The following is a 24,197-nucleotide window of genomic DNA, read 5'->3' as shown; positions in this document are numbered from 1 at the left end:
AATATTAAGCTCTCAAAAAGTGCCGAGAAATCAGGGTGAGGCTTAAAAAAGACGCCCTCTCTCCCCGGCAGTCCGGCCAAATACAACCAAATTAATTAAACTGCCCAAAATTCGGCCGACGCTTTTCGAAGAATGCCGTGAACGCTTCCTTGGCTTCCGGCGCTTTTAACATCTCACCGAAATGCGAAATTTCCTGCGTCATTTTGGCCTCGACTGCTGCTGTTTGTGTACCCTTCATCAATTGCTTGGTGATGCGGATTGAGGCCGCAGGCAACGCCACCAGCTTGGCCGCTTGCGCCTGTGCAAACGCTAGCAATTCTTCGGCGGGAAGTATCTTGTTGACCAACCCCATTGCCAGCGCCTCGTTGACGTCAAATGCTTCACCGAGCAGCAATTTCTCTGCACCGCGCTGATAACCGGCTAGTTGTGGAAATAGCAAACTGGATGCCGCTTCCGGGCATAAACCAAGCTGCGTAAACGGCATTGAAAATCGCGCATTATCTGCGGCATATACCAGATCGAAATGCAATAACATGGTGGTACCGATACCGACCGCAGCGCCGGACACCGCTGCCACCAACGGTTTGCTGGCGTGGCTGATTTGCCATAAAAACTGAAATACCGGGCTGGCAGGACTATTGGGCGGATTTTTCAGGAAGTCTTCGATGTCGTTACCTGCGCAAAATATCTGCGGCTTACCAACAAACATAATCACGCGCACAGACGCGTCTGCTTCAGCATCCTTGATCGCATCGACCATCGTTTGATACATCGCAGCGGTTAACGCATTTTTCTTGTCCAGACGATCGATAGCGATCGTTAAAATACCGTTTTCCTTACTCGTCAAAATGTCCAATTTTCATCTCCAGAAACGCAAAAAATTTATTATATAAAAATACGGTCGCAGGGAACGTTGACCGTTAACCGTTATTCGTTAGTCATTTACGTAACGACATGGCAGGCAATGACGAAAAGCTGCATTCACTTTCATCTATGCCGTTGATTTGGTCAATAAAAAAGAGCCGTACAGCGACAGCGGCACGGCTCTTCCAGAAGTAAGCAACGTTCAGTCGATCAGCGTATCAATCGGCTTATCGTTCTACCGATATTACATGCGCTCAAAAATACCTGCGGCGCCCATACCGGTACCGACGCACATTGTGACCATACCGTATTTCAGATTCTTACGACGTAACGCATGGATCGTGGTCGCAGCACGGATAGCACCGGTTGCGCCCAGCGGATGACCCAGCGCAATCGCGCCACCCATTGGATTGACCTTGGATGGATCCAGACCGAGGTCCTGAATCACCGCTATCGCCTGCGCCGCAAACGCTTCGTTCAATTCGATCCAGTCGAGCTGATCTTGGGTAATGCCGGCAGCGCGTAACGCGGCAGGGATCGCTTCTTTTGGACCTATTCCCATGATTTCCGGTGGAACCCCGCGCACAGCAAAGGATGCGAAACGTGCCAGTGGCGTCAAGTTAAATTGTTTCAAAATCTTTTCGCTGACCAGAACCAATGCGCCCGCGCCATCCGAGGTTTGCGAACTGTTACCGGCGGTGACGCTGCCTTTTGGCGAAAATACCGGCTTTAATTTAGCCAGTGCCGCCAGGGTCGATTCGGCACGCGCACCTTCATCGCGACTGACGGTGCGTGTGTTGATATCGATCTGACCGGTTGCCAGATTTGGAAAACGCTCAATGATATCGACCGAAGTAGTCTCGTCATCGAACTCACCGGCTAGTTGCGCGGCGATCGCCTTTTGGTGCGACAGCAAGGCAAAGTCATCCTGCGCTTCGCGGGACACTTTCCATTGTTTGGCGACGTTTTCTGCGGTCAGGCCCATGCCGTATGCCATGCCGATATTTTCGTCCTTGAAGACATTCATATTGACCGATGGGTGGAAGCCCATCATTGGCACCATCGACATCGACTCGGCACCGCCAGCGATCATGACGTCAGCCTGACCAACCCGAATCCGGTCAGCAGCCATCGCAATAGCAGTAATGCCGGAGGCGCAATAACGATTGACGGTGACACCGCCAATGGTGTTGGGCAAGCCAGCCAGCAAGATACCGTTACGTGCCATGTTCAGGCCTTGTGCGCCTTCGGGGAACGAGCAACCAATGATCGCATCTTCGATCAGTTTAGGGTCCAGATCCGGCACCTGCGCCATCACTGATTGCAGTACACGTACCAACAAATCGTCAGGACGGGTGTTCTTGAACATGCCACGTGGCGCTTTACCGATTGGCGTACGGGTCGCAGCAACGATATAAGCGTCTTGAAGTTGTTTAGTCATTTAAATCTCCGTTATTAGTTGCGGACCGGTTTACCGGTTTGCAGCATGCCCATAATGCGCTCCTGCGTTTTTGGATGATTCAGCAATTCCATAAAGGCTTTGCGCTCTAAATCCAGGAGCCATTGCTCGCTTACGAGGCTGCCCTCTTCAATTTCGCCGCCACAAACGACTTCAGCAACCATGCATCCCAGCTTGTAGTCATGCATAGAGATGAAACCACCATCGCGCATGTTGACCAACTGCGCCATGATGGTCGCAATACCGCCGCGACCGACCACTGGAATCAGCGCCTTCAATGGCGGACGATATCCAGCGTCGAACATTGCACGGGCTTCAACCTTGGCAACATGCAACAACTCATAGGCATTGAAGACGATGACGTCGCTTGATTTCAGGTAGCCCATTTTTTTGGCTTCAAGCGCTGACTTGGACACATTTGCAGTGGCCGCATTTAGGAATGACGATTTCAAAAATTGCAAAATATCGTTGCCGCCAGCATCATTTGCCGCGCGGACAGCCGCTTCTTTCAGGCCACCGCCCGCTGGTATCAAACCAACGCCGACTTCGACCAGACCAATGTAAGACTCAAGTGCAGCAACCCGTTTGGCGGCATGCAACGCCAACTCACAACCCCCGCCCAATGCCAGGCCAGCGACTGCCGCAACTACCGGAACGCTGGCGTATTTAAGGCCCATGAATGCTTGCTGGAGTTGCGCAACCATCGGCTCGATTGCTTTGACGCCACCGGACATAAACAATGGCAACATCGATTGCAAGTCAGCACCGGCCGAGAATGCACCGCCGTTGGCGGCGTCTGCGTGCCACAAGACTAAGCCTTTAAAGTTCTTTTCGGCTTCAGCAACAGCCATACTCAGGCCAGCAATAACCCCAGGCCCAATGACATGCAACTTGGTCTTGAAGGAGATCACCAGAACGTCGTCATTTTGATGCCAGAGGCGAACCGATTCGTCTTCAAATACAGTGGTGCCAGCAGTTGCGCCGTCAGCAATGCCTTCGCCGACTAGCGGCGCACGGAACGTCTGACGCTGATATACGGCCAGGGCTGAGCGGGCGACGCTGGTTTTTTTCGCTGGCGAAAAAGAGCCTTCAGCGCCATGAACGCCGATGCGGCCGTCAAATACCCATGCCGGTAAAGGAGCGTTACACAATGCTTTACCTGCATCAATATCTTCTTTAACCCAACCAGCAATTTGCTGCCAGCCAGCGGCTTGCCAGATTTCGAACGGACCAACGCTCCAGCCAAAACCCCAGCGCATCGCGAAATCGATATCGCGCGCATTGTCGGCAATCGACTGCAGATGCACTGCGATGTAATGGAAACCATCGCGGAAAATTGACCACAAGAATTGTGCTTGCGGATTAGTCGATTCGCGCAGCGTTTTCATGCGCTTGACTGGATCTTTGTCTTTCAGAATGCGCGCTACGATATCATCTGTCTTGCCGCCGCCCGCAACGTACTCACCCGTCGCAGCATCAATCCGCAAGATATCCTTACCGACTTTTTTGTAGAATCCGGCGCCGGTTTTTTGACCCAATGCGCCCTTTTCAATCAGGCTCGCCAGCAATGGCGGTGTAGCATATACGCTGAAGAATGGATCATCTTGCAGGCTGTTCTGCATGGTCTTGATGACATGGCCCATTGTATCCAAACCGACGACGTCAGCGGTACGGAATGTGCCTGACTTGGCGCGACCTAATTTAGCACCGGTCAAATCATCCACGACATCGACCGACAGGCCGAATTTTTCTGCTTGATGCGCGGTCGATAAGATACCGAAAACGCCAACCCGGTTGGCGATAAAGTTCGGTGTATCTTTAGCGCGGACTACGCCTTTTCCTAATGTGGTGGCAAGGAATCCTTCTAGTTGATTCAAAATTTCCGGGCGCGTCGACGCGGTAGGAATCAGTTCAACCAGATGCATGTAGCGAGGGGGATTGAAGAAGTGAACGCCGCAAAAGCGCGCTTTCAATTCCTCATCGAAACCTTCGGACAAACCAGTAATTGACAAGCCAGATGTGTTAGAGGCAAAAATCGCGTTCGGTGCGATATGTGGCGCGACCTTTTTATACAGATCGTGCTTCCAGTCCATACGCTCGGCGATGGCTTCGATGATCAGATCGCAATCGGCCAGCAACGCCAGATTGTCTTCATAATTGCCAACTTCTATTAGCGCGGCATCGTCTTTGTTACCTAACGGTGCGGGGCTGAGTTTTTTCAGATTCTCAATGGCGCGCAGCACGATGCCATTTTTCGGGCCTTCTTTAGCTGGCAGGTCAAACAGGATGACCGGTACTTTGGCATTCAGGCAGTGGGCAGCGATTTGTGCACCCATCACGCCAGCACCGAGTACGGCAACTTTTTTTACGATGAAATTGGACACTGTTGTCTCCTTAATTTAGCAAAATCCTGATACGAAAGATGCACAGCGAAAACAGTGTTCCACTGTGCACAAACTTTTAAAACAGGTCAGCGTCTAACGCCATCAGGGTGGCCGAACCGGCGCGTGCCTGACGGATCAGCATAGCTGTTTCTGGCAATAAACGAGCGAAGTAAAACCGTACTGTCGCCAATTTTGAAACATAAAACGTGTCACCACTGTCTTGCTTTTCCAGCGCAATCTTCGCCATTTGCGCAAAGAAATACGCGTATACCAGATGCCCTACCAGACGCAAATATGGTACCGCAGCCGCGCCAGCTTCATCTTGATTCTGGAACGATTTCATGCCGATTTCCATGGTCAGTTTCGTGACCTTATCGCCTAGATCGGCTAATGGCGTGATGAATTCTGACAAGGCTTCATCAGTACCATTTTGCTCTATGAAAGCCTGGACTTTGGCGCCAAATTTCTTCAGCTTGACGCCGTTATCCATCAATACCTTGCGGCCCAGCAAATCCAGCGATTGAATAGTGTTAGTACCTTCGTAAATCATGTTGATGCGGGCATCCCGAACGTATTGCTCCATGCCCCATTCAGAGATATAACCGTGGCCACCGTAGACCTGCATGCATTCCGACGTAGCAATCCAGGCGTTGTCGGTAATAAAGGCCTTAACGATAGGTGTCAACAGTGCCACTTCGTCCGCAGCATGTTTACGCACCACTTCGTCCGGGTGATTCAATTCTTTATCAATTTGCAAGGCAACGTAAGTACAGAATGCGCGACCACCTTCTGCGTAGGCTTTAGCAGTCAACAACATACGGCGGACATCCGGATGGACGATGATCGGATCGGCTGCCTTGTCCGGTGCTTTGATGCCTGAAAGGCTGCGCATCTGGATACGGTCTTTGGCGTACACCAGCGCATTTTGGTACGCGACTTCGGTCAGGCCAAGTCCTTGCATTCCCACACCCAGACGCGCGGCGTTCATGAAAACGAACATGGCGTTTAGGCCTTTGTGCGGTCCGCCGATGATCCAGCCTTGCGCGCCATCCAGATTCATCTGGCAAGTCGAATTGCCATGGATGCCCATTTTTTCTTCAATCGCACCGCATGTAATCGGATTACGCGCACCTAAAGTACCGTCCGCATTTGGCAGAAACTTCGGGACCAAAAAGAGAGAGATACCTTTTGATCCTTGCGGTGCATCCGGCAAACGTGCCAGCACCAGATGCAGGATGTTGTCGGCCATGTCGTGCTCACCAGCGGAGATAAAAATCTTGCTTCCGGTAATCAGGTACGATCCGTCTGACTGTGGCTCTGCCTTCGAACGCAACATCCCAAGATCGGTCCCGCAATGCGATTCGGTCAGGCACATCGTACCGGTCCACTCGCCGGACACCAGCTTCGGCAAATAGACGGACTTTTGCTCTGGTGTACCGTGCTCAAGCAGGCACTCATAAGCACCATGCGACAGGCCCGGATACATGGTCCAAGCTTGATTGGCAGAATTCATCATTTCGTAAAATGAGTTATTCATCACCAAAGGCAAACCTTGACCGCCAAATTCTGGTACGCATGACAGCGCAGGCCAGCCAGCTTCAACGTACTGCTTGTACGCCTCTTTGAAGCCTTTCGGCGTCGTTACTGTATTGTGCTCTTTGTCATGGTGACAGCCTTCGCGGTCGCCTGAGTGGTTGATCGGAAACAAGACCTGAGAGGTAAATTTGCCGCCCTCTTCCAGAATCTGATTAATAATGTCCGCATCGATCTCCGCGTGCTTCGGCAACTGCTTCAGTTCATCTTCGACATGTAACAACTCGTGCATGACGAATTGCATATCCCGCAGTGGCGCGACGTATTGACCCATGGTGCTCTCCTGATAATTAAATTTGTCAGACTGCTTTATTAGGCAGCGAAAGTTGACTCTTGGTTGACGCCATTTTGGTGGCATCGTTTTTTTGTTCGGATGAATTACTTTGGTAGCTTTGGATCAGGCGATCAAACCCGGCCTGTGCACGTTCTTCGCTACCCGCCTTTTTTAGAAACCGGGCATCATGATGCAGACCCAAAATTAAACCGTACATCTCATACACCAACTGATCGGCATCGGTATCGGTACGCAGATGGTCGGCTTCGATTGCCTGCACTACGCAGCGGCGCAATGCTTTTTGCCAGGTATCGACCATTGATACGATCTCATCGCGAATCTGACCCGGGCGGTCATCATATTCAACCGCGCCACTGATATAAATACAGCCGGATGAAATTTCTATCGTGACTTGCTTGATCCAGCGCGAAAACATGCCGCGCAAACGTGGCAGGCCGCGTGCTTCCTTGATACTGGGGTAGAATACTTCTTGTTCAAAATGGCGATGGTAAAGTTTGACGACTTCTATTTGCAGATCTTCACGTGAGCCGAAATGCGCAAATACGCCAGACTTACTCATACTCATTTTTTCGGCCAGCAACCCGATCGTGAGTCCTTCCAGGCCGTCGCGACTGGCCAGATCAAGTGCAACATCGAGAATGGCCACCCGCGTAAGCTCGCCTTTTCGCATGAATTTGGCCTGCGTTCCAATAATTGTGTGTGCCACAGTGATCTCGTCTTCTCAAGTCGTGGTGTAATAATCGCTCCAATAGAATAATGCGAACGATCGTACTATTATGCACCAAAATAAGGCTCCCGACACAACTTAGAAGGTTGATTCTAGCGGACGATTCAGCGCTGATAAATTGCGCAATTGAACACTTAGAGGGGCCTGATCAATTCTATTTAGCCTATTTCGCGCATTCTACGATTCGTTTTTGTCTATCAGGCGGCGATCGCGCTTGGTTGGGCGGCCTTTTATTAGCATCGTCGGCTCGTGAAAGTACTTCCTGTCTTCCGCTATCAACACCCGTTTGCTCAGACTTTGTTCAGTTTCTGCATATAACGTTTGGGCGATCACTGCTGAGGCGCGCACCTCTGCCAGTCCTTGGACGATGACTTCCCACTCGTTGGTGCCATTGTTAATGACCATCGTATCGCCGATTTTAACGTTACGCGCGGGCTTCACCCGATCACCGTTCAGGCTCACTTTGCCGGTGAAAACGGCTTCGGTAGCAAGCGAACGGGTCTTAAAAAACCGCGCGGCCCACAGCCACTTATCAATCCGCACTGTCTCGATGTTATTTTGCATATTATCTCTACCTTGCGATAGACCTTCTTAAACGGGATTATCAATGTCAATAAAACGGTGGGACAACCCGAAATGTTCCGCCAGATGTCGTCCCAGCGCTTGCACGCCGTAGCGTTCGGTGGCGTGGTGTCCTGCTGCGATGTACGCGACGCCGGACTCTCGTGCTAAATGCACGGTCGGTTCGGAAATTTCTCCACTGATATATACGCTTGCGCCGGCAGCAATCGCGTTGCCTAAATAATTTTGTGCGGCACCGGTGCACCATGCAATAGGTCCTAACGGTTGATCAGGATCACCAATCAGGATTGGTTCGCGTCGTAGTCTGGCGGCGGCCAATCGTGCCAGGTCGCCGACGGTTTGCACTGCCGCATCGGCCGCCGTGCCCAACCAGCCGAGATTATCGTCTCCAAAACGACCATGCGCCACCAACCCCAACTCCTGCGCCAATTGCGCGTTGTTGCCTAACTCCGGATGGGCGTCCAGTGGCAAATGATAGGCGAACAAATTAATGTCGTGCGTCAAAAGCAATTTCAGTCTATTGTGTTTAGGCCCAATCACCCGTGCGTCCTCACCTTTCCAAAAATATCCGTGATGTACAAGTATCGCATCGGCACCGGCTTCCAGTGCGGCCTCAAGTAAAGCCTGACTTGCGGTGACACCGGTTATGATGGAGAAAATTTCAGCGCGTCCTTCCACCTGAAGGCCATTTGGGCAATAATCACGGTATTGTGTAACATTCAGCATCTCTGCCACATATTTTTCAAGTTCCACGCGGCTTACCGAATTTTTCCCCACCAACTTTTTTTGCATTTCTGACCTCACTATGCGACGTTTCTGGCTATTGTTTGCGCAAACCGTAACTATCGGTTTAGCGATTTGGTTCATTGTAACGACCCTTAAACCCGAATGGGTGAATGGTGCGTTGACGAGCAACACGCGACTACATATTGCTTCTACCAATGTGCCGATTCAAGAAGCATCGCCTGGCACAACAACCCAGAACTCCTACCGCAGCGCCTCCAAACGCGCTATGCCCTCGGTGGTTAATATCTTTACGACCAAAGAATCCAGGCAATCGGCCAATCCGCTGTTGCAAGATCCTTTATTCAAAAAATATTTCGGCGATCGTTCTGAACCGGAAGAAAAACAATCTAGTCTGGGCTCGGGCGTTATCGTAAGTTCACAGGGTTACATACTGACCAATAACCACGTGGTTGAAGCCGCAGATGAAATTGAGGTTGGTTTGTCCGATGGGCGCACAGCCACAGCTAAAGTGGTCGGTAGCGACCCTGACACCGATCTGGCAGTCATCAAGATTAACTTACCGAATTTGCCAGCGATCACCCTTGGTCATATTGAAGACGCTAATGTCGGCGACGTAGTCCTGGCAATAGGCAATCCGTTTGGCGTTGGGCAGACAGTGACCATGGGCATCGTATCCGCCTTGGGCCGCAGTCATCTCGGCATCAACGCATTTGAAAATTTTATTCAAACCGACGCAGCGATCAATCCCGGCAATTCCGGCGGCGCACTGGTAGATACCAATGGCAATCTGCTTGGAATAAATACGGCAATTTATTCACGCACCGGCGGTTCGCTCGGCATCGGGTTTGCTATTCCGGTATCAACCGCCAAGGTAGTAATGGAATCAATCATTAACACCGGCAGCGTGGTGCGGGGTTATATCGGGGTTGAACCGCAAGACATTACGCCCGAACTGGCAGAAAGCTTTGGCCTGACGCAAAAGACCGGTGCGATTATCGCGGGCGTTCTAAAAAATGGTCCGGCCGACAGGGCAGGTATCAAACCCGGCGATATCCTGGTCGCCATTAATGAGACCCCAGTGGCAGACACAACCGATCTGCTGAATGTTGTAGCAAAGTTTGCACCGGGGACCCAAGTCAAAATGATGGTAATACGCAAGGCTAAAAAAAGCGCGATTAATCTTACCATCGGCAAGCGTCCGGCTATAAAACATCAAGAACAACAATAGAAAGACGCTGATGCACGTGCGCGACCTGACGCAGTTTCTGGCCGAGTTATCGGAGAACAATAACCGTGCCTGGTTTGTGATGAATAAACCCAGATACGATATTTTGCGCGCCGAATTTCTCGAACTGGTGATCCATCTGATTGCCGAAATAAGCCGCTTCGATCCTGCGGTGGCCGCCTGTAATCCAAAAAAAGCGCTGTTCCGGATCAACCGCGACATGCGCTTTTCGCACGATAAAAATCCGTATAAAACCACTTTTTCTGCGGCAATAACGGCCAGCGGGCTAAAGCGCCCAAGTCAAGGTGGTGGCCCGATGTATTATTTTCACGTTAATGCCGACGGCATGCTACGGATCGCCGCCGGCGAATATATTCCACCGGCAGACCGGTTGCGTGCCATCCGCCAGCAAATCGTTGCCGATAGCAGCGGCTTTGGCAAATTAATTAAAAATAAAAAATTATTGGACAGTTACGATGGCCTGGAGCTCGGGGATCAACTGGTCCGCCCACCCAAGGGTTTCGACGGCGAGACGCCTCATCTGGACTACGTGCGCCTGAAAAGTTTTATTGTTCGCAGAGAGCAGCCGATCAATAAAATGCTTGGCGATGCGATGCAGGCGCAACTCATTGCGAGTTTTAAGGATGCCTATCCCTTGGTAACTTGGCTTCGTCAGATCAACCCGTCAGTCTGAAGCTTCAGAAGCCTGGGCGCCGCCGTTTTCGATGACGATTACGCAAGGCCTGCAGGACGGGTTAGTAGGGCCGCGTACTGCGGCTAAAGGGCGGCAAGGTTATAGCAACCCGGCGCTGCAAGTTTCGCTCAGACCGTTTCTTCGGCGTCTTTCGGCGCTTGCGTTGCCTTGACGAACAATGGCGCAACCAGCAGGCCTACTTCATACAGCACACAGAGCGGCACCGCCAGCAATAACTGACTCATGATATCCGGCGGAGTAACGATAGCTGCAATGACGAACGCGCCAACCACTACATAGGGACGAATGGACTTGAGCTTTTCGAGCGAAACCAGACCCATGCGGACCAGTACGATGACCACGATGGGCACCTCGAAGGTCATACCGAAAGCAATGAACATGGTCATCACAAAATCGAAATAGCTATCGATATCCGGTGCCACTGAAATCGACTTTGGCGCGAAATTATTGATAAAGTGAAAAATTACTTTAAACACCAGAAAGTAACAAAAAGCGACGCCGATGATGAATAAAGCGGAAGAAGAAATCACGAGCGGCGCGATAAGCTTTTTTTCATGCGCATATAGACCTGGCGCAATGAATGCCCACAACTGATATAACACCCACGGCAAGGCGATCACAAACGCCACCAGCAGGGTCACTTTGACCGGTATGAGAAACGGTGTGATGACGCCGGTAGCAATCATTTTGGCACCGGTCGGCAATGCGGCAATCATCGGTGCAGCGAGAAAGTCGTAGATGTTTGCGGCCCATGGCATCAGGCACAAAAAGACTACAATAATGGCGATTGATGCTTTCATGATGCGATTGCGCAACTCTACCAGATGCGAGATGAAAGTTTCCTCGACGGGGCTGGTTTTTTGTTCTTCAGTCATGGCTCATTACAACGATGTTTTGCAGACTAGCCTGCTGGAAAAGCCGCGAAAAATCCGACGACTTAACGGGGTAACGGGGGTAACGAGGGCTAACAGGTTCTCGCCGTCGACACTTTTACTCAAAAGGGTAACGTCAAAGAGAGGATTAAGACGGCAGCGCACTGTCATGCGTAAAACGATGATCCGCTTTTAGACCGGCCAGCGGGACGGTATTTTGCAACCCGCGCCGCGCCGGAAGTGACCCGCACTCTTTTACCCTGCTGACTTCTATACCAGCCAGGAATCGCGCTGTTCTTCGCCAACTTTTTCTTACGAAAATTTTTGGCTTTTCGTGTCAGCTGCTCAACGTTGCCGGTGATCGATGGCGTGTCAATGAGCTTATCGTCCCATGCAGCATGTAACGAATCTTTAGTGTCCGAGATCGACTGCGAGACGCTTTGCTCAAATCCGCTCGCCGCTTCATGCACATCTTTTTGCATCTTACGTAGCTCTTCGAGTTCAATCTCCCGACTGACTTCGGATTTGACTTCGTTGATATACCGCTGCGCGCGACCAAACAACGACCCCGCCATACGGGCTACGGTCGGCAGTTTTTCCGGTCCGATAACAACCAGCGCAACGACGCCAATTACTGCTAGTTTGGTTAGGCCAATATCAATCATGAGGTCGTGGCGGCAAACACTGAATTATCATTACTCAGACCACATTAAATGCAGTCGGCAATTATCATTCAACGGCCGGTTTTATCCTGTTCTTTGGCGGTAACGTCGATGGTCGGTTTAGGTACTTGCGTTCCTTGTGGGGCCTGTATCTCCGCTTCTTTCTCTTCTTCGCCTTTGACGCCGTCTTTAAAACCCTTAACGGCTTTGCCGAGATCAGCGCCCATGTTGCCAATTTTTTTGGTACCGAATACCAACATTACGATGACCAGCACTATCAACCAGTGCCAAATACTGAACGATCCCATACTTTCTCCTTACCGGACTGTAATGTCCGGAACGCCTATGACCACACTCCAACAAGTCTGTTGTAGCTGGAATGTCTACTATTACTGTAATTCTATTATTGCCGCTCTTCCTGGCATTTTTTTAGTGCCCTATTTTAGCGCTAAACAAAACGAAAAACATCTTACGCCGGCAATTGGGCTTTCCATGGATGCGCTCCACCTATTACGTGCACATGCAAATGGTATACCTCTTGACGGCCATCAGGACCGGTATTCAACAAAGTCTTGAAACCGCCACTAGCCTTACCGTCAGCGTCAACCCGATACCCGCAACCCTGCTCTTCGGCCAGACGCGGCACCAACAACATCATTTTACCTAGCAACGCCGCATGCTGCTCGCTGCAACCCGCCAATGTGTCGATATGTTGCTTGGGGATAATTAAAAAATGCACGGGTGCGGCTGGATTATGGTCGTGAAAAGCCATCACGTCATCGTCCTCGTAAACCATTCGCGGTGATATTTGTTTAGTCGCGATCTTACAAAAAATGCAGTTATCCAAATCGGCCTCCAATATCTTGTTTATTGCGTGTAAAAGGGTGTCAGGCGCCGTAACCTGCGCAGGTAAAAGTGCAGGTTACCTGCACTTTTACCTGCGCTTCAGGTGCACCAATTAATATCGTGCCGGAAGGCATAGTGAGCCCGTGTCTGCCGTGTCTGTTACGCCGCCGGGCCGTCCTGCGCGTCCCGTGCCTCTTGCTGTTCGCGATCAATCAGTTTGCGATTCGCTTTTTCTTCGATTCCAGACAAGCCCTCGCGCCGCGCCAGCTCATTGAGGACGTCCTGTGGCGTAAGATCGAACTGCGCCAGCATAATCATCGAGTGAAACCAAAGATCCGCGCACTCATACAGCACGTGCGTCTTGTCGCCGTCAACGCGCGCGTCTTTAGCAGCCATCACCGTTTCGGTCGCTTCTTCGCCGATTTTCTTCAAAATGGCATCGTCGCCTTTGGCAAATAGCCGCGCAACGTAGGACTTTTCTGGATCGCCGCCGTTGATCAACTTGCGCGATTCGATAAGCTCGGCCAACCTTCGTAAAGTTTCACTCATGGTGCTGATTCATTATTTCATTATTCATTTGTAAATCGTCTCAGGATCTTTCAGAACCGGATCAACCGCATTCCAGAGACCTGACTTTTCTGTACCATCAAATTTTTGAAAGAAACACGAATGGCGTCCGGTATGGCAGGCGATTTCACCCGCTTGCTCCACTCTTAAGAGCACCACGTCTTCATCGCAATCCAGGCGGATTTCATGCACTTTTTGCACGTGCCCCGATTCTTCGCCTTTGTGCCATAATTTCTTGCGTGAACGACTCCAGTAGACGGCCTCGCCGAGCGCCACGGTTTTTGCCAGCGCGTCACGATTCATCCATGCGAACATCAGAACGTCACCGGTGCCGACTTCTTGCGCGATAACCGGCACCAGACCGTATTCGTCCCATCGGACTTTATTTAACCAGGTTGCACTCATGCCAGCCTCATTGGTATTTGTTGTGCGGCCATAAAACGTTTTGCTTCCTGTACCGTGTGTTGTCCGTAATGGAAGATGCTTGCGGCCAATACGGCATCCGCACGTCCGATTTTGATACCGTCGGCCAGATCCTGCAATCCACCTACGCCGCCCGATGCAATAACCGGGATTCTAACCGCGTTGGAGACGCTACTTGTCAGGGCCAGATCGAAACCAGCCTTGGTACCATCACGATCCATGCTGGTCAGCAAGATTTCCCCTGCTCCGAGCAATTCCATCCTTTGCGCCCATTCGATTGCATCCAGCCCTGTAGCATTACGCCCACCGTGCGTGAAAACTTCCCATTTTCCGGGCGCCGTTTGTTTGGCATCAATGGCGACCACGATACATTGTGATCCATGCTTACTTGCGGCGTCGGCCACTAATTGCGGGTTGGTGATCGCGGAAGTATTGATACTCACCTTGTCCGCTCCAGCATTTAACAACCGCCGCACATCCGAGACCACGCGCACGCCGCCACCAACGGTCAGCGGGATGAACACTTGCGATGCCACAGCTTCAATAATGTGCAGAATCAGATCACGATTGTCGGACGACGCCGTAATGTCAAGGAACGTCAGCTCATCTGCACCCTGCTCATCATAACGTCGTGCAATTTCGACCGGGTCGCCGGCATCCCGTAACTGGGTAAAGTTAACGCCCTTCACGACCCGACCATTGGTCACATCGAGACAAGGAATGATACGTTTAGCAAGAGTCATGACTGATCAGCGTCGGATTGCTCCGAAGCGTCATCGTCACCGTCCAGAGATGCCGTCTGAGTCAACGCGTCTGCGCGCTCCTGAGCACTGCGTAAATCGAGCGTGCCCTCATAAATCGAACGTCCGCAGATGACGCCTTCAATGCCTTCTTCCTGGACTTCACAGAGGGCTTCAACGTCATGAATATTGTGCACGCCACCAGAGGCGATGACGGGAATAGACATGCTTTGGGCCAGTTTTACTGTGGCCTCGATATTCACGCCGCCCATCATGCCATCACGGCCAATGTCCGTATAGATGATCGAATTACAACCGTAATCTTCGAATTTTTTGGCGAGATCAATAACTTCATGACCCGATAGTTTGCTCCAGCCATCGGTAGCCACCTTGCCATCTTTGGCGTCCAGGCCGACGATGATCTGGCCGGGGAAAGCGCTACACGCGTCGTGCAAAAAGCCCGGATTTTTGACAGCGGCAGTGCCGATGATGATAAAGCTCAACCCATCGTCGAGATAACGTTCAATGGTGTCGAGGTCGCGGATACCGCCGCCCAATTGCACCGGAATCTCATCGATTCCATGGGCTAATGCGAACGCCCGAACCGATTTGATGATGGATTTTACGGCTGACTCATTTTTTGGTTTGCCCGCAAAAGCGCCGTTAAGATCGACCAGATGCAGACGGCGGGCGCCTTGCTCTAGCCAATGCAAGGCCATTTTGCCTGGATCATCAGAAAATACAGTTGCTTGATTCATATCACCTTGCTTAAGGCGAACACAGTGACCGTCTTTCAGGTCGATGGCAGGTATTAGCAGCATGGCCACAATTTGGTAAGTAAGTTAGAAAAAAGGCGGTTAGATAATTTCAACGCAAAATTAACGCAAAATCCACGCTTAAACAACGCAAACAAACGAAGACTAAGCTTAACCGACAAACATACACTGGTCAGCGCCACGCGCTTAAGGATTCCAGTGAACAAAATTCTTATACAGCTGCAGTCCGGCGGAGGCACTTTTCTCCGGATGAAACTGCGTCGCAAAAATATTATCACGCGCGACTGCACAGCTAAATGGCGCGCCGTAATGTGTTTCTCCTACCGTGTGGGCTGGATCGGCAGGTACCGCGTAATAACTATGCACAAAATAGAAATAAGCATCGTCCGCCACATCTTGCCAGAGCGGATGAGACGCCGACTGCCGCACACGGTTCCAACCCATTTGCGGCACTTTAAAGCGCGATCCATCGTCTTGCAATTGATCGTCCAGACGGAACCGAACGACTTTACCTGGCAACAAACCCAGGCCCGGCGTATCGCCTTCTTCGCTCCAGTCAAACAACATTTGTTCGCCTATACAGATGCCCAGAAGCGGTTTGTTGCGTGCCGCCAGCATTACCGCCTCTTGTACACCAGAGTCACGTAAGCTGCGCATGCAATCCTCCATCGCGCCTTGGCCGGGCAGTACGATTCGGTCAGCCGCATGAATATCAGCGACTTCACCCGATATTTGCACGTCGGCCTCTGGGGCCACCTGACGCAACGCTTGCGCTACAGAGCGCAAATTACCGACACCATAATCAACTATAACAATTTTTTTCATAATAAAAAGTAAATACGAACGATGAAGCGGCTAATGAGCGCACTTGCAACATTTAAAACCTGCCAGGTTCTCCGGGGACCAGAATACTGACAATATTATTAGCGTAAGAGCAGTAACTTGTTAGAAACGCGTTATCAGCCTGCGTGCTTTACGTTCAACACCGGAGGCGTCGACTCCGCGTTAATAAGGTAAGTAGTATCTGACAATTAATAGCCAGTAAGCAATAACCGATAACTACAGGTGGCAAAGGGCAGTGCAAAAAACGACTTAACCTGCTTAGAGACTACCTTTAGTCGACGGGATCGTGCCAGCCGAGCGTGGGTCAAGTTCCGTCGCCATGCGCAAGGCCCGGCCGAACGCCTTGAAAACGGTTTCACATTGATGATGCGCGTTATCACCGCGCAGATTATCAATATGCAATGAAACCAGCGCGTGATTGACAAAGCCCTGAAAAAATTCGTGTGTCAAATCAACGTCAAATGACCCGATCATTGCACGTTTAAATGGCACGTGAAACTCCAGGCCTGGACGACCGGAAAAATCGATGACTACACGTGACAGCGCTTCGTCCAATGGCACGTAAGCGTGACCGTAGCGACGAATCCCTTTTTTATCGCCGATTGCCTTGGCAAAAGCTTGTCCTAATGTAATCCCGACGTCCTCCACCGTGTGATGGTTATCGATATGCAGGTCGCCGACCGCCTCGACTTCAATATCTATAAGGCCGTGACGCACAATTTGGTCCAGCATATGATCAAGAAAAGGTACTCCGGTGTTCAGCTTTTGCTGACCGGTGCCGTCTAGATTGATAGCGACGCGAATCTGCGTTTCATTGGTGTTACGAGTAATCGATGCGGTGCGGGCGGTAGACATGTTCAAATTGAGACCAAGGTTACGATAAAAGGCCCTTTTGGGGCATTAAGAATAGGGTAAAACCGGAGGGAGACCGGACCTGCATGACCATACGTGAAACTTGTACTGATCAAATACGGTTACCGTCACGCCACCACCATAAGAGGGTCAGGACGCAATCACCTCATAGTCGCGCTAGCTGAAAAGTACCCGATTTCCCTATTCGGAATATGCGCCCCATTTTACCGGGATTTGGACGCCAGGTTCGATTGACAGCAGATTATCAACAAAGACTGCATTCTTCGGCGCAGCAGCCCCACGCCCGCATATCACCGGGGCAACTTCATACGGACGCTGGTGCTTCGGATGTCACGTCAAGTTGTGCCAGTCGCTGCGCTATCAACGTGCAATATTCGGGATTCAATTCAAATCCCACGAAGTTACGTCCACAGCGTCGGGCCGCGACCGCAGTCGTGCCGCTGCCCATAAAAGGGTCCAATACAACCCCTCCCGGCGGGCATGACGCCTTGATCATGCGTTCGATAATTTCAAGTGGCTTCTGGGTAGGATGATCTTCACGTTCGCGGTGTTCACGGTGCAATCGCGATACGCTCCAGACATCCTTGGGGTTATAGCCCAGTTCCAGCCATTTTGCGCCGACAAAAATGGAACGGCTACGTGCCTTCTTGGTTTCAACGTCATACGGAATCCGAATTGCATCGAGATCGAAATAGTGATCCTTCCCGAGTGCAAAAAACCCCACAGTGTCATGCACCGAAGAGTAGCGCCGGGTGCCGCCACCCATTGAAGGTACGCGGCGATCCCAGATAATCTCGTTAAGCATGATCATGCGCTGTTTGAGCATGACAAATATTTCCGGCGAGTAGCGCCAGGTCAGAAAAATATACAGGCTACCGTTGGGTTTTAGCTTCGGTAACGCAGCGTCGATCCACTCTTCGGTCCAGCGTAAATACGCGGACATCTCAAGCTTATCGGAATCGTTACCGTAATCCTTGCCCAACCCGTAAGGCGGATCGGCCAGTAACAGGTCTACCGAGCCATCGGGAATTCGCGCCAGTCCTTGCAACGCGTCCTCGCCGAATATTTGGTTTTGCCAGCTCAGCATATCAGCGACCGGACAGCAGCAGTCCCATTGCACCGCGCATTGGACCTGCCTGAAAGCGGGATCATTTAGCGTCGTTGTTCAGACGATATTCGGCTGAACGTGCGTGCGCCTGAAGACCTTCGCCGTAAGCCAGTTCAGCAGCAATCCTGCCTAGCGTTTGCGCGCCAGCCTCACTGATAAAAATCATGCTCGAACGCTTTTGAAAATCGTAGACACCCAGCGGCGAAGAAAAGCGCGCAGTACGCGAGGTTGGCAGAACGTGATTGGGGCCGGCGCAATAATCGCCTAATGCCTCCGAAGAGAAGCGACCCAAAAACATCGCACCGGCGTGACGGATACGATCAGCCCATTGCTGCGGCTCCGCGGCGGAGATTTCCAGATGTTCGGCGGCGATCAAATTGGCGATATCGCAGGCGTGGGCCATATCCCTCACTGTGATCAGCGCGCCGCGATTAGTTAACGAGGTACGAATAATGTCATGTCTCGGCATACCCGCCAGCAGACGATTGATGCTGGCTTCGACCTGATCGATATAGGCAGGATCGGGGCATAACAAAATTGATTGGGCCAACTCGTCATGTTCCGCTTGCGAGAACAGATCCATGGCGATCCAGTCCGGGTCGGTCGTTCCGTCGCAAATCACCAGGATTTCGGAGGGTCCCGCGATCATGTCGATGCCGACGGTGCCGAACACGCGACGCTTGGCGGCAGCCACATACGCATTCCCCGGCCCGACGATCTTATCGACCGGCGGAATAGTGGCCGTGCCGTAAGCCAGCGCGCCAACTGCTTGCGCGCCACCTATAGTGAATACCCGATCCACGCCAGCGATAGCGGCCGCGGCCAACACTAATTCGTTTTTGACGCCATCTGGTGTGGGTACCACCATAATGACTTCCTGTACGCCGGCAACTTTGGCCGGAATCGCATTCATCAGCACCGATGAGGGATAAGCGGCCTTGCCGCCCGGCACATAAATACCGACGCGATCTAGCGGCGTAACCTTTTGGCCCAGCACGGTGCCATCGGCTTCGGTATAACTAAAGCCGTCGGAACCACATTCTTGTTTTTGGCGTTCGTGATAGGCGCGTACGCGATCAGCGGCGGTTTGCAACGCTGCACGGCGCTCTGGCGCCAATTGCAACAATGCTGCCTGCAATTCATCCTGGCCAATTTCCAGCGCGGTAACGGTATCCGCGTCTAACCGGTCAAATCGCCGCGTGTAATCCAGCACTGCCGCATCGCCGCGTGCCTTAACATCGGCCAGAATCTGCGCTGCAGACTGGTCGATGGCATCGTCTTCACTCGCATCAAACGCCAGTAGGGCCGAAAGTTGGGCCTGGAAATCGGCATCGCTAGCGTTCAGTTTTCTGATTTTAATGGGCATGATCTTGATTGCTGTAGAAATTATGATGGTTCAAGTAATTCTGGTGGCTGCTGCCTGAATCGCCTCCAGAATGGGTTGAAGCTGCTTATGCTTTAGCTTCAACGCAGCCTGATTAACGACTAATCGTGAGGATATCTCCATAATATGCTCAACTTCGACCAGATGATTGGCGCGTAGTGTGCTGCCGGTACTGACCAGATCGACAATCGCGTCGGCCAAGCCTACCAAGGGTGCCAGCTCCATCGAGCCATACAGCTTAATCAGGTCAACGTGTACGCCTTTGGCCGCAAAATGTTCGCGCGCGGTCAGCAGATATTTGGTTGCAACACGCAACCGTGCGCCGTGACGCACTGCGCTGGCGTAATCAAAACCTGCCGATACAGCAACCGACATGCGGCACTTTGCAATATTCAGGTCAATCGGCTGATACAAGCCTTCACCACCATGCTCAAGCAGCACGTCCTTGCCGGCCACGCCAAAGTCGGCAGCGCCGTACTGGACGTAGGTTGGCACGTCGGAAGCGCGCACGATGATGACATTGACCAACGGATCGTTGGTGGGCAAGATCAACTTGCGCGACGTTTCCGGATTCTCCATAACGACAATGCCAGCAGCCGCCAATAACGGCAAGGTCTCTTCAAAGATGCGCCCCTTGGACAATGCCAGGGTTAATTTTTGACTCATTTGCTTCTCTCAGTCATTGCCAACCCGAAGATTGACTTATACGATTGGCTTGTACAGTTGGCTTGTACAGTTGGCTTGCACCCTCGACAGTTGCGCTCACTATTACACTCACTAATAACGTTCACTAATAGCGTTGACTAATAGCGTTGACTAATGCCATCGACTTATTTCACGCGTTCAATTTTGGCACCTACTGCCGATAACTTGCGCTCCATCTGATCGTAACCGCGATCCAGATGGTAAATGCGTTCAATCAGTGTTTCACCCTGCGCAACCAAACCGGCGATAACTAGCGATGCGGAGGCGCGCAGATCAGTCGCCATTACGGGCGCACCGAACAGTTTATCAACGCCTTTGACCATCGCAGTATTTCCCTGAATATCGATAGACGCACCCAGACGGCTCATTTCCTGGACGTGCATGAAGCGATTTTCAAAAATTGTTTCAGTCACATGGCTAGTGCCGTCAGCGATCAGGTTCATCGCCATAAACTGGGCTTGCATGTCAGTCGGAAATCCTGGATATTCTGTCGTACGGAAGCTCACCGCTTTCGGTCGCGCTGCCATCTGCACCCTGATCCAGTCATCGCCCGAAGTCAAAATAACGCCTGCTTCGCGCAACTTGTCGAGCGCGACATCCAGCGTGTGGCTACGCGTGTTTTTTAACAGGACATCGCCCCCGGTTGCTGCTACCGCACACAAGAAGGTACCGGTTTCGATACGATCAGCAATCACCGAGTGTGAGGCGCCGTGCAATTTATCTACGCCCTGAATCACCAAACGATCGGTACCGATGCCTTCGATCCTGGCACCCATTGCCACCAGCAATTGGGCGAGGTCCGTTACTTCAGGCTCACGTGCGGCGTTATCAAGGACGGTTTCACCGTCTGCCAGCGTTGCCGCCATAAGCAAATTCTCAGTGCCGGTGACAGTGATCATATCGGTCACGATATGCGCGCCTTTTAATCTCTTGGCCTTGGCATGAATGTAACCGGATTCGATGTTGATTTCGGCACCCATCGCCTGCAAGCCTCTGATGTGCTGATCAACCGGGCGCGAACCAATTGCGCAACCGCCGGGCAACGATACTCTTGCCTCACCAAATCGTGCCAGCATTGGCCCCAGCACCAGAATCGACGCGCGCATGGTTTTTACCATCTCGTACGGCGCTTCCAGACTGGTGATAGCGTCGCCCTGCAAGATGACCGAGTGGCCTTCTTTGACGGACTTTAATCCTATTTGACTCAACAGCTTCAGCATCGTCGAGACATCGTGCAAATTCGGTACGTTACGCAGTTCAAGCTGATCAGAAGTCAGCAGACCGGCGCACAGAATCGGCAGCGCGGCGTTTTTGGCACCCGAAATAACGATTTCACCGGCGAGGCGATTACCGCCTTGAATTAATAGTTTATCCATATTTAGTCTTTTAACTTTGAGCAGAGGCCGATGCACTCTTTTTTTGGAACTCTTCAGCGGTCATGGTTTTCATCGAAAGCGCATGGATTTCTTCGCGCATCCGATCACCCAATGCGGCGTAGACGATCTGGTGCCGCTGAATCAGGCGTTGCCCGGCAAAGGCTTCCGAGACAATCACCGCTGTGAAATGCTGGCCGTCGCCTTCGACTTCCAGGTGCGAACAGGTGAGACCGTCAGCTATATAACTTTTAACGAGTTCCGGTGTAGGAAACATAATAAAACCTGCCTGATTTAATAATGCATTAATTAAGTGATAACACCGAGTATCATCATCGGTGGTTCAACCCTGGCGATCTGAATAGTGATCTATTGATCATCTACCCAAGATCGTAGCGATGTAACGCAATCTCGTACAAATACCAACACCGCATGAGACTACTGCTTGCCTGCAATTGCCATTTATTCTTTAGTTGCAACTGCCAACTCATACGCACCTCAATGCTCACCTCAATGACGCAACTTATAACCCTGCTTCAGCATTTGCACCGCTATCGTTGCCAGCGCCAACAGAAACACCGAAATGATCGCCAGACTGATTAACGGATTGATGTCCGACTGTCCAAAAAATCCGTACCGGAAGCCGTCAATCATATAAAAGAATGGATTGAAATGCGAGACGGCCTGCCAAAACGGTGGCAACGAATGGATCGAATAAAACACGCCAGCCAAAAATGTTGCGGGCATAATCAGGAAATTTTGGAACGCTGCTAACTGATCGAACTTATCCGCCCAAATGCCCGCAATTAATCCCATCGTACCTAAAAACGCCGCACCCAGTATCGCAAAAATAATGATCCACCATGGCGCAACAAATGACAAATCAACAAAAAATCCAGTGATGAGCAGCACGCCGCCCCCAACCACAACGCCGCGCACAATCGAGGCCAGCACGTAAGCACCGAACAATTCCCAATGAGATAGCGGCGGCAGCAGGACGAATACCAGATTGCCCGTCATTTTAGATTGCGCCAGCGAGGACGACGTATTGGCAAATGCATTTTGCAATACACTCATCATCACCAGACCCGGCACCAGAAACGCGGTGTACTCTACGCCCGGATACACTTGCACGTGGCCCTTTAAAGCATGACCAAATATCAACAAATACAACATCGCGGTTAAAATCGGCGCGCCGACTGTTTGTGTGGCGACCTTCCAAAAGCGCAGTACTTCTTTATAAAACAGCGTCTGAAAACCAATCATCGGGCACCGCCCATACTTGTTCCAACACTAATACCGTCCACGCTTTTACCGTCCATAATCTGCAAAAATACATCTTCCAAATCGGCTTGTTGTAAATACATGTCATCAATGACTACACCCGTCTGACGCAACGTGGCCAGAATCGGCTCGACATCGGTAAACGCCGTGACGCGTAACGCAAATTTACCTGCGGCTTCATTGCTACCCGCCTGAAGAACCAGTGGACACAGCGTCTCAGGCAACGCGACCCCGGCTAGCAGGTGCACGATTAACTGTGAGCCAGAAATACGCTTGAGCAAGCCAGCGGTTGTATCCAGTGCGACAACTTTGCCGCGCTTAAGCATCGCAATCCGGTTGCACTGCTCCTGCGCTTCTTCGAGGTAATGCGTCGTCAAAACCACGGTATGACCATCGCGGTTCAATTGAGAAATGAACTTCCACAAGGTTTGGCGTAGCTCAACGTCCACACCGGCTGTCGGCTCATCCAACACGATCACCGGCGGCTTATGCACCAGAGCCTGCGCTACCAATACGCGTCTTTTCATACCGCCGGAAAGCGTGCGCATGTTGGCGTCGGCCTTGCTGGTCAAATCGAGGTTTTCCATCACCTCGTCGATCCATTTATCGTTATTTTTCAGGCCGAAATAACCTGATTGCAAACGCAATGTTTCCCGTACGGTGAAAAATGGATCAAAAACTAATTCTTGCGGCACGACGCCAAGCTTTTTGCGTGCGTTTCGGAAGTCACTAATAACATCATGACCGTGAATCTTAACACTGCCGGAATCCGCCCGGTTCAAGCCAGCAATAATCGAAATCAAGGTAGTTTTGCCAGCGCCGTTAGGCCCAAGTAAACCAAAAAATTCACCCTCTTCGATAGTGAGAGAAACGTCATCTAACGCCTGAAGCGACTGATAACGTTTTTTAACGTTCGTAATTTGTATGGCCGCCATAGTGGCTGATTTGCTTTAAAAAAGGATAGCGCGCCTGTTGCCGCAAATAATATTGCGGAACGCGAAACCCTCGATTATAGGGGATTTCCAGAACCACTACCGTTATTGGCACCAAACCGGAACGAAAAAGGAGGGAGGATACGCTTTTTTGCTTTATGAATTAGGGCGATTTTATTGACTCAAGGGCGGTTTGGTTGAATCGACGCTCCCGTTCC

26 protein-coding genes are annotated in these 24,197 nt (G+C 51.3%); 2 read left to right on the top strand and 24 right to left on the bottom strand.

Annotated features, from left to right (window positions below; translation table 11 throughout):
* Positions 1–91 precede the first annotated feature (91 nt).
* The 7 genes from HAV38_RS00705 to HAV38_RS00675 form a co-directional block, all read right to left on the bottom strand.
* On the bottom strand, positions 92–856 hold the full coding sequence (locus HAV38_RS00705) for an enoyl-CoA hydratase (RefSeq protein ID WP_168051441.1): 765 nt from the start codon (positions 854–856) through the stop codon (positions 92–94).
* Positions 857–1,108: 252 nt separating this feature from the next.
* Positions 1,109–2,305, bottom strand: coding sequence for an acetyl-CoA C-acyltransferase (locus tag HAV38_RS00700; RefSeq protein WP_168051439.1), 1,197 nt, complete (start codon positions 2,303–2,305; stop codon positions 1,109–1,111).
* Positions 2,306–2,319: 14 nt separating this feature from the next.
* Entirely contained in the window at positions 2,320–4,707 is a 2,388-nt protein-coding gene (locus HAV38_RS00695; RefSeq protein WP_168051437.1) for a 3-hydroxyacyl-CoA dehydrogenase/enoyl-CoA hydratase family protein, read from the bottom strand.
* 76 nt (positions 4,708–4,783) lie between these two features.
* Positions 4,784–6,574, bottom strand: coding sequence for an acyl-CoA dehydrogenase C-terminal domain-containing protein (locus tag HAV38_RS00690; RefSeq protein WP_168051435.1), 1,791 nt, complete (start codon positions 6,572–6,574; stop codon positions 4,784–4,786).
* A gap of 25 nt (positions 6,575–6,599) precedes the next feature.
* Positions 6,600–7,265: a TetR/AcrR family transcriptional regulator gene (locus tag HAV38_RS00685; RefSeq protein WP_168051974.1), complete on the bottom strand. Its 666-nt coding sequence runs from the start codon at positions 7,263–7,265 to the stop codon at positions 6,600–6,602.
* 234 nt (positions 7,266–7,499) lie between these two features.
* Positions 7,500–7,886 (bottom strand): RNA-binding S4 domain-containing protein, encoded by a 387-nt coding sequence (locus HAV38_RS00680; RefSeq protein WP_184013409.1) that lies wholly within the window; start codon positions 7,884–7,886, stop codon positions 7,500–7,502.
* 27 nt (positions 7,887–7,913) lie between these two features.
* A complete protein-coding gene (locus HAV38_RS00675) occupies positions 7,914–8,696 on the bottom strand; it encodes a Nif3-like dinuclear metal center hexameric protein (RefSeq protein ID WP_168051433.1) in 783 nt (260 codons plus the stop codon).
* Positions 8,697–8,709: 13 nt separating this feature from the next.
* Between HAV38_RS00675 and HAV38_RS00670 the strand changes: the two genes are divergently transcribed.
* Both HAV38_RS00670 and HAV38_RS00665 read left to right on the top strand, forming a co-directional pair.
* A complete protein-coding gene (locus HAV38_RS00670; protein WP_168051431.1) occupies positions 8,710–9,879 on the top strand; it encodes a S1C family serine protease in 1,170 nt (389 codons plus the stop codon).
* 10 nt (positions 9,880–9,889) lie between these two features.
* Positions 9,890–10,570, top strand: a complete 681-nt coding sequence (locus HAV38_RS00665; protein WP_168051429.1) for a DUF2461 domain-containing protein — start codon at positions 9,890–9,892, stop codon at positions 10,568–10,570.
* A 128-nt stretch (positions 10,571–10,698) separates the two neighbouring features.
* On the opposite strand, the gene tatC is transcribed toward HAV38_RS00665, so the two are convergent.
* From tatC to HAV38_RS00580, 17 genes are all read right to left on the bottom strand, one after another.
* Positions 10,699–11,466, bottom strand: a complete 768-nt coding sequence (tatC, locus tag HAV38_RS00660) for a twin-arginine translocase subunit TatC (RefSeq protein WP_168051427.1) — start codon at positions 11,464–11,466, stop codon at positions 10,699–10,701.
* Positions 11,467–11,630: 164 nt separating this feature from the next.
* Positions 11,631–12,128 carry a Sec-independent protein translocase protein TatB gene (gene tatB / locus HAV38_RS00655; protein WP_168051425.1) on the bottom strand — a complete coding sequence of 166 codons (498 nt, stop codon included), beginning with the start codon at positions 12,126–12,128 and terminating at the stop codon, positions 11,631–11,633.
* 68 nt (positions 12,129–12,196) lie between these two features.
* A complete protein-coding gene (tatA, locus tag HAV38_RS00650; protein ID WP_168051423.1) occupies positions 12,197–12,433 on the bottom strand; it encodes a Sec-independent protein translocase subunit TatA in 237 nt (78 codons plus the stop codon).
* A 161-nt stretch (positions 12,434–12,594) separates the two neighbouring features.
* Positions 12,595–12,972 (bottom strand): histidine triad nucleotide-binding protein, encoded by a 378-nt coding sequence (locus tag HAV38_RS00645; RefSeq protein ID WP_168051421.1) that lies wholly within the window; start codon positions 12,970–12,972, stop codon positions 12,595–12,597.
* Positions 12,973–13,130: 158 nt separating this feature from the next.
* Positions 13,131–13,520: a phosphoribosyl-ATP diphosphatase gene (locus HAV38_RS00640; protein WP_168051419.1), complete on the bottom strand. Its 390-nt coding sequence runs from the start codon at positions 13,518–13,520 to the stop codon at positions 13,131–13,133.
* Positions 13,521–13,544: 24 nt separating this feature from the next.
* Positions 13,545–13,943, bottom strand: a complete 399-nt coding sequence (gene hisI / locus HAV38_RS00635) for a phosphoribosyl-AMP cyclohydrolase (RefSeq protein WP_168051417.1) — start codon at positions 13,941–13,943, stop codon at positions 13,545–13,547.
* Positions 13,940–14,704 carry an imidazole glycerol phosphate synthase subunit HisF gene (hisF, locus tag HAV38_RS00630; RefSeq protein ID WP_168051415.1) on the bottom strand — a complete coding sequence of 255 codons (765 nt, stop codon included), beginning with the start codon at positions 14,702–14,704 and terminating at the stop codon, positions 13,940–13,942. Before hisF ends, hisI begins: the two co-directional genes overlap by 4 nt.
* Positions 14,701–15,522, bottom strand: a complete 822-nt coding sequence (gene hisA, locus HAV38_RS00625) for a 1-(5-phosphoribosyl)-5-[(5-phosphoribosylamino)methylideneamino]imidazole-4-carboxamide isomerase (protein WP_168051413.1) — start codon at positions 15,520–15,522, stop codon at positions 14,701–14,703. The genes hisF and hisA overlap by 4 nt, the downstream gene beginning before the upstream one ends.
* 141 nt (positions 15,523–15,663) lie before the next feature.
* Positions 15,664–16,302 (bottom strand): imidazole glycerol phosphate synthase subunit HisH, encoded by a 639-nt coding sequence (hisH, locus tag HAV38_RS00620; protein WP_168051411.1) that lies wholly within the window; start codon positions 16,300–16,302, stop codon positions 15,664–15,666.
* 276 nt (positions 16,303–16,578) lie between these two features.
* Entirely contained in the window at positions 16,579–17,175 is a 597-nt protein-coding gene (hisB, locus tag HAV38_RS00615; protein WP_168051409.1) for an imidazoleglycerol-phosphate dehydratase HisB, read from the bottom strand.
* Between the two features lie 322 nt (positions 17,176–17,497).
* Entirely contained in the window at positions 17,498–18,280 is a 783-nt protein-coding gene (locus tag HAV38_RS00610) for a DNA-methyltransferase (protein ID WP_168051407.1), read from the bottom strand.
* Between the two features lie 61 nt (positions 18,281–18,341).
* Entirely contained in the window at positions 18,342–19,667 is a 1,326-nt protein-coding gene (gene hisD / locus HAV38_RS00605; RefSeq protein ID WP_168051405.1) for a histidinol dehydrogenase, read from the bottom strand.
* A 30-nt stretch (positions 19,668–19,697) separates the two neighbouring features.
* Positions 19,698–20,351 carry an ATP phosphoribosyltransferase gene (hisG, locus tag HAV38_RS00600; RefSeq protein WP_168051403.1) on the bottom strand — a complete coding sequence of 218 codons (654 nt, stop codon included), beginning with the start codon at positions 20,349–20,351 and terminating at the stop codon, positions 19,698–19,700.
* 164 nt (positions 20,352–20,515) lie between these two features.
* Complete coding sequence (gene murA / locus HAV38_RS00595; RefSeq protein WP_168051401.1) at positions 20,516–21,766, bottom strand: UDP-N-acetylglucosamine 1-carboxyvinyltransferase; 1,251 nt, start codon at positions 21,764–21,766, stop codon at positions 20,516–20,518.
* Positions 21,767–21,776: 10 nt separating this feature from the next.
* Positions 21,777–22,040 carry a BolA family protein gene (locus HAV38_RS00590; RefSeq protein ID WP_168051399.1) on the bottom strand — a complete coding sequence of 88 codons (264 nt, stop codon included), beginning with the start codon at positions 22,038–22,040 and terminating at the stop codon, positions 21,777–21,779.
* Positions 22,041–22,273: 233 nt separating this feature from the next.
* On the bottom strand, positions 22,274–23,029 hold the full coding sequence (locus HAV38_RS00585) for an ABC transporter permease (RefSeq protein ID WP_168051397.1): 756 nt from the start codon (positions 23,027–23,029) through the stop codon (positions 22,274–22,276).
* Positions 23,026–23,982 carry an ABC transporter ATP-binding protein gene (locus tag HAV38_RS00580; protein WP_168051395.1) on the bottom strand — a complete coding sequence of 319 codons (957 nt, stop codon included), beginning with the start codon at positions 23,980–23,982 and terminating at the stop codon, positions 23,026–23,028. Before HAV38_RS00580 ends, HAV38_RS00585 begins: the two co-directional genes overlap by 4 nt.
* Between the last annotated feature and the right edge of the window lie 215 nt (positions 23,983–24,197).

Source organism: Glaciimonas immobilis (assembly GCF_011947285.1).
In the GTDB taxonomy this organism is placed as follows: domain Bacteria; phylum Pseudomonadota; class Gammaproteobacteria; order Burkholderiales; family Burkholderiaceae_D; genus Glaciimonas; species Glaciimonas immobilis.
This window is presented reverse-complemented; position numbering and strand designations above follow the sequence as displayed.

What these genes read in the sequence shown, in the direction of transcription:
- HAV38_RS00700 (WP_168051439.1), bottom strand. Translation starts at nt 2,305, where the DNA reads ATGACTAAACAACTTCAAGACGCTTATATCGTTGCTGCGACCCGTACG.
- HAV38_RS00690 (WP_168051435.1), bottom strand. Translation starts at nt 6,574, where the DNA reads ATGGGTCAATACGTCGCGCCACTGCGGGATATGCAATTCGTCATGCAC.
- HAV38_RS00685 (WP_168051974.1), bottom strand. Translation starts at nt 7,265, where the DNA reads ATGCGAAAAGGCGAGCTTACGCGGGTGGCCATTCTCGATGTTGCACTT.
- HAV38_RS00680 (WP_184013409.1), bottom strand. Translation starts at nt 7,886, where the DNA reads ATGCAAAATAACATCGAGACAGTGCGGATTGATAAGTGGCTGTGGGCC.
- HAV38_RS00675 (WP_168051433.1), bottom strand. Translation starts at nt 8,696, where the DNA reads ATGCAAAAAAAGTTGGTGGGGAAAAATTCGGTAAGCCGCGTGGAACTT.
- HAV38_RS00670 (WP_168051431.1), top strand. Translation starts at nt 8,710, where the DNA reads ATGCGACGTTTCTGGCTATTGTTTGCGCAAACCGTAACTATCGGTTTA.
- HAV38_RS00665 (WP_168051429.1), top strand. Translation starts at nt 9,890, where the DNA reads ATGCACGTGCGCGACCTGACGCAGTTTCTGGCCGAGTTATCGGAGAAC.
- tatC (WP_168051427.1), bottom strand. Translation starts at nt 11,466, where the DNA reads ATGACTGAAGAACAAAAAACCAGCCCCGTCGAGGAAACTTTCATCTCG.
- tatB (WP_168051425.1), bottom strand. Translation starts at nt 12,128, where the DNA reads ATGATTGATATTGGCCTAACCAAACTAGCAGTAATTGGCGTCGTTGCG.
- tatA (WP_168051423.1), bottom strand. Translation starts at nt 12,433, where the DNA reads ATGGGATCGTTCAGTATTTGGCACTGGTTGATAGTGCTGGTCATCGTA.
- HAV38_RS00640 (WP_168051419.1), bottom strand. Translation starts at nt 13,520, where the DNA reads ATGAGTGAAACTTTACGAAGGTTGGCCGAGCTTATCGAATCGCGCAAG.
- hisI (WP_168051417.1), bottom strand. Translation starts at nt 13,943, where the DNA reads ATGAGTGCAACCTGGTTAAATAAAGTCCGATGGGACGAATACGGTCTG.
- hisF (WP_168051415.1), bottom strand. Translation starts at nt 14,704, where the DNA reads ATGACTCTTGCTAAACGTATCATTCCTTGTCTCGATGTGACCAATGGT.
- hisA (WP_168051413.1), bottom strand. Translation starts at nt 15,522, where the DNA reads ATGCTGCTAATACCTGCCATCGACCTGAAAGACGGTCACTGTGTTCGC.
- hisH (WP_168051411.1), bottom strand. Translation starts at nt 16,302, where the DNA reads ATGAAAAAAATTGTTATAGTTGATTATGGTGTCGGTAATTTGCGCTCT.
- hisB (WP_168051409.1), bottom strand. Translation starts at nt 17,175, where the DNA reads ATGTCTACCGCCCGCACCGCATCGATTACTCGTAACACCAATGAAACG.
- HAV38_RS00610 (WP_168051407.1), bottom strand. Translation starts at nt 18,280, where the DNA reads ATGCTGAGCTGGCAAAACCAAATATTCGGCGAGGACGCGTTGCAAGGA.
- hisD (WP_168051405.1), bottom strand. Translation starts at nt 19,667, where the DNA reads ATGCCCATTAAAATCAGAAAACTGAACGCTAGCGATGCCGATTTCCAG.
- hisG (WP_168051403.1), bottom strand. Translation starts at nt 20,351, where the DNA reads ATGAGTCAAAAATTAACCCTGGCATTGTCCAAGGGGCGCATCTTTGAA.
- murA (WP_168051401.1), bottom strand. Translation starts at nt 21,766, where the DNA reads ATGGATAAACTATTAATTCAAGGCGGTAATCGCCTCGCCGGTGAAATC.
- HAV38_RS00590 (WP_168051399.1), bottom strand. Translation starts at nt 22,040, where the DNA reads ATGTTTCCTACACCGGAACTCGTTAAAAGTTATATAGCTGACGGTCTC.
- HAV38_RS00585 (WP_168051397.1), bottom strand. Translation starts at nt 23,029, where the DNA reads ATGATTGGTTTTCAGACGCTGTTTTATAAAGAAGTACTGCGCTTTTGG.
- HAV38_RS00580 (WP_168051395.1), bottom strand. Translation starts at nt 23,982, where the DNA reads ATGGCGGCCATACAAATTACGAACGTTAAAAAACGTTATCAGTCGCTT.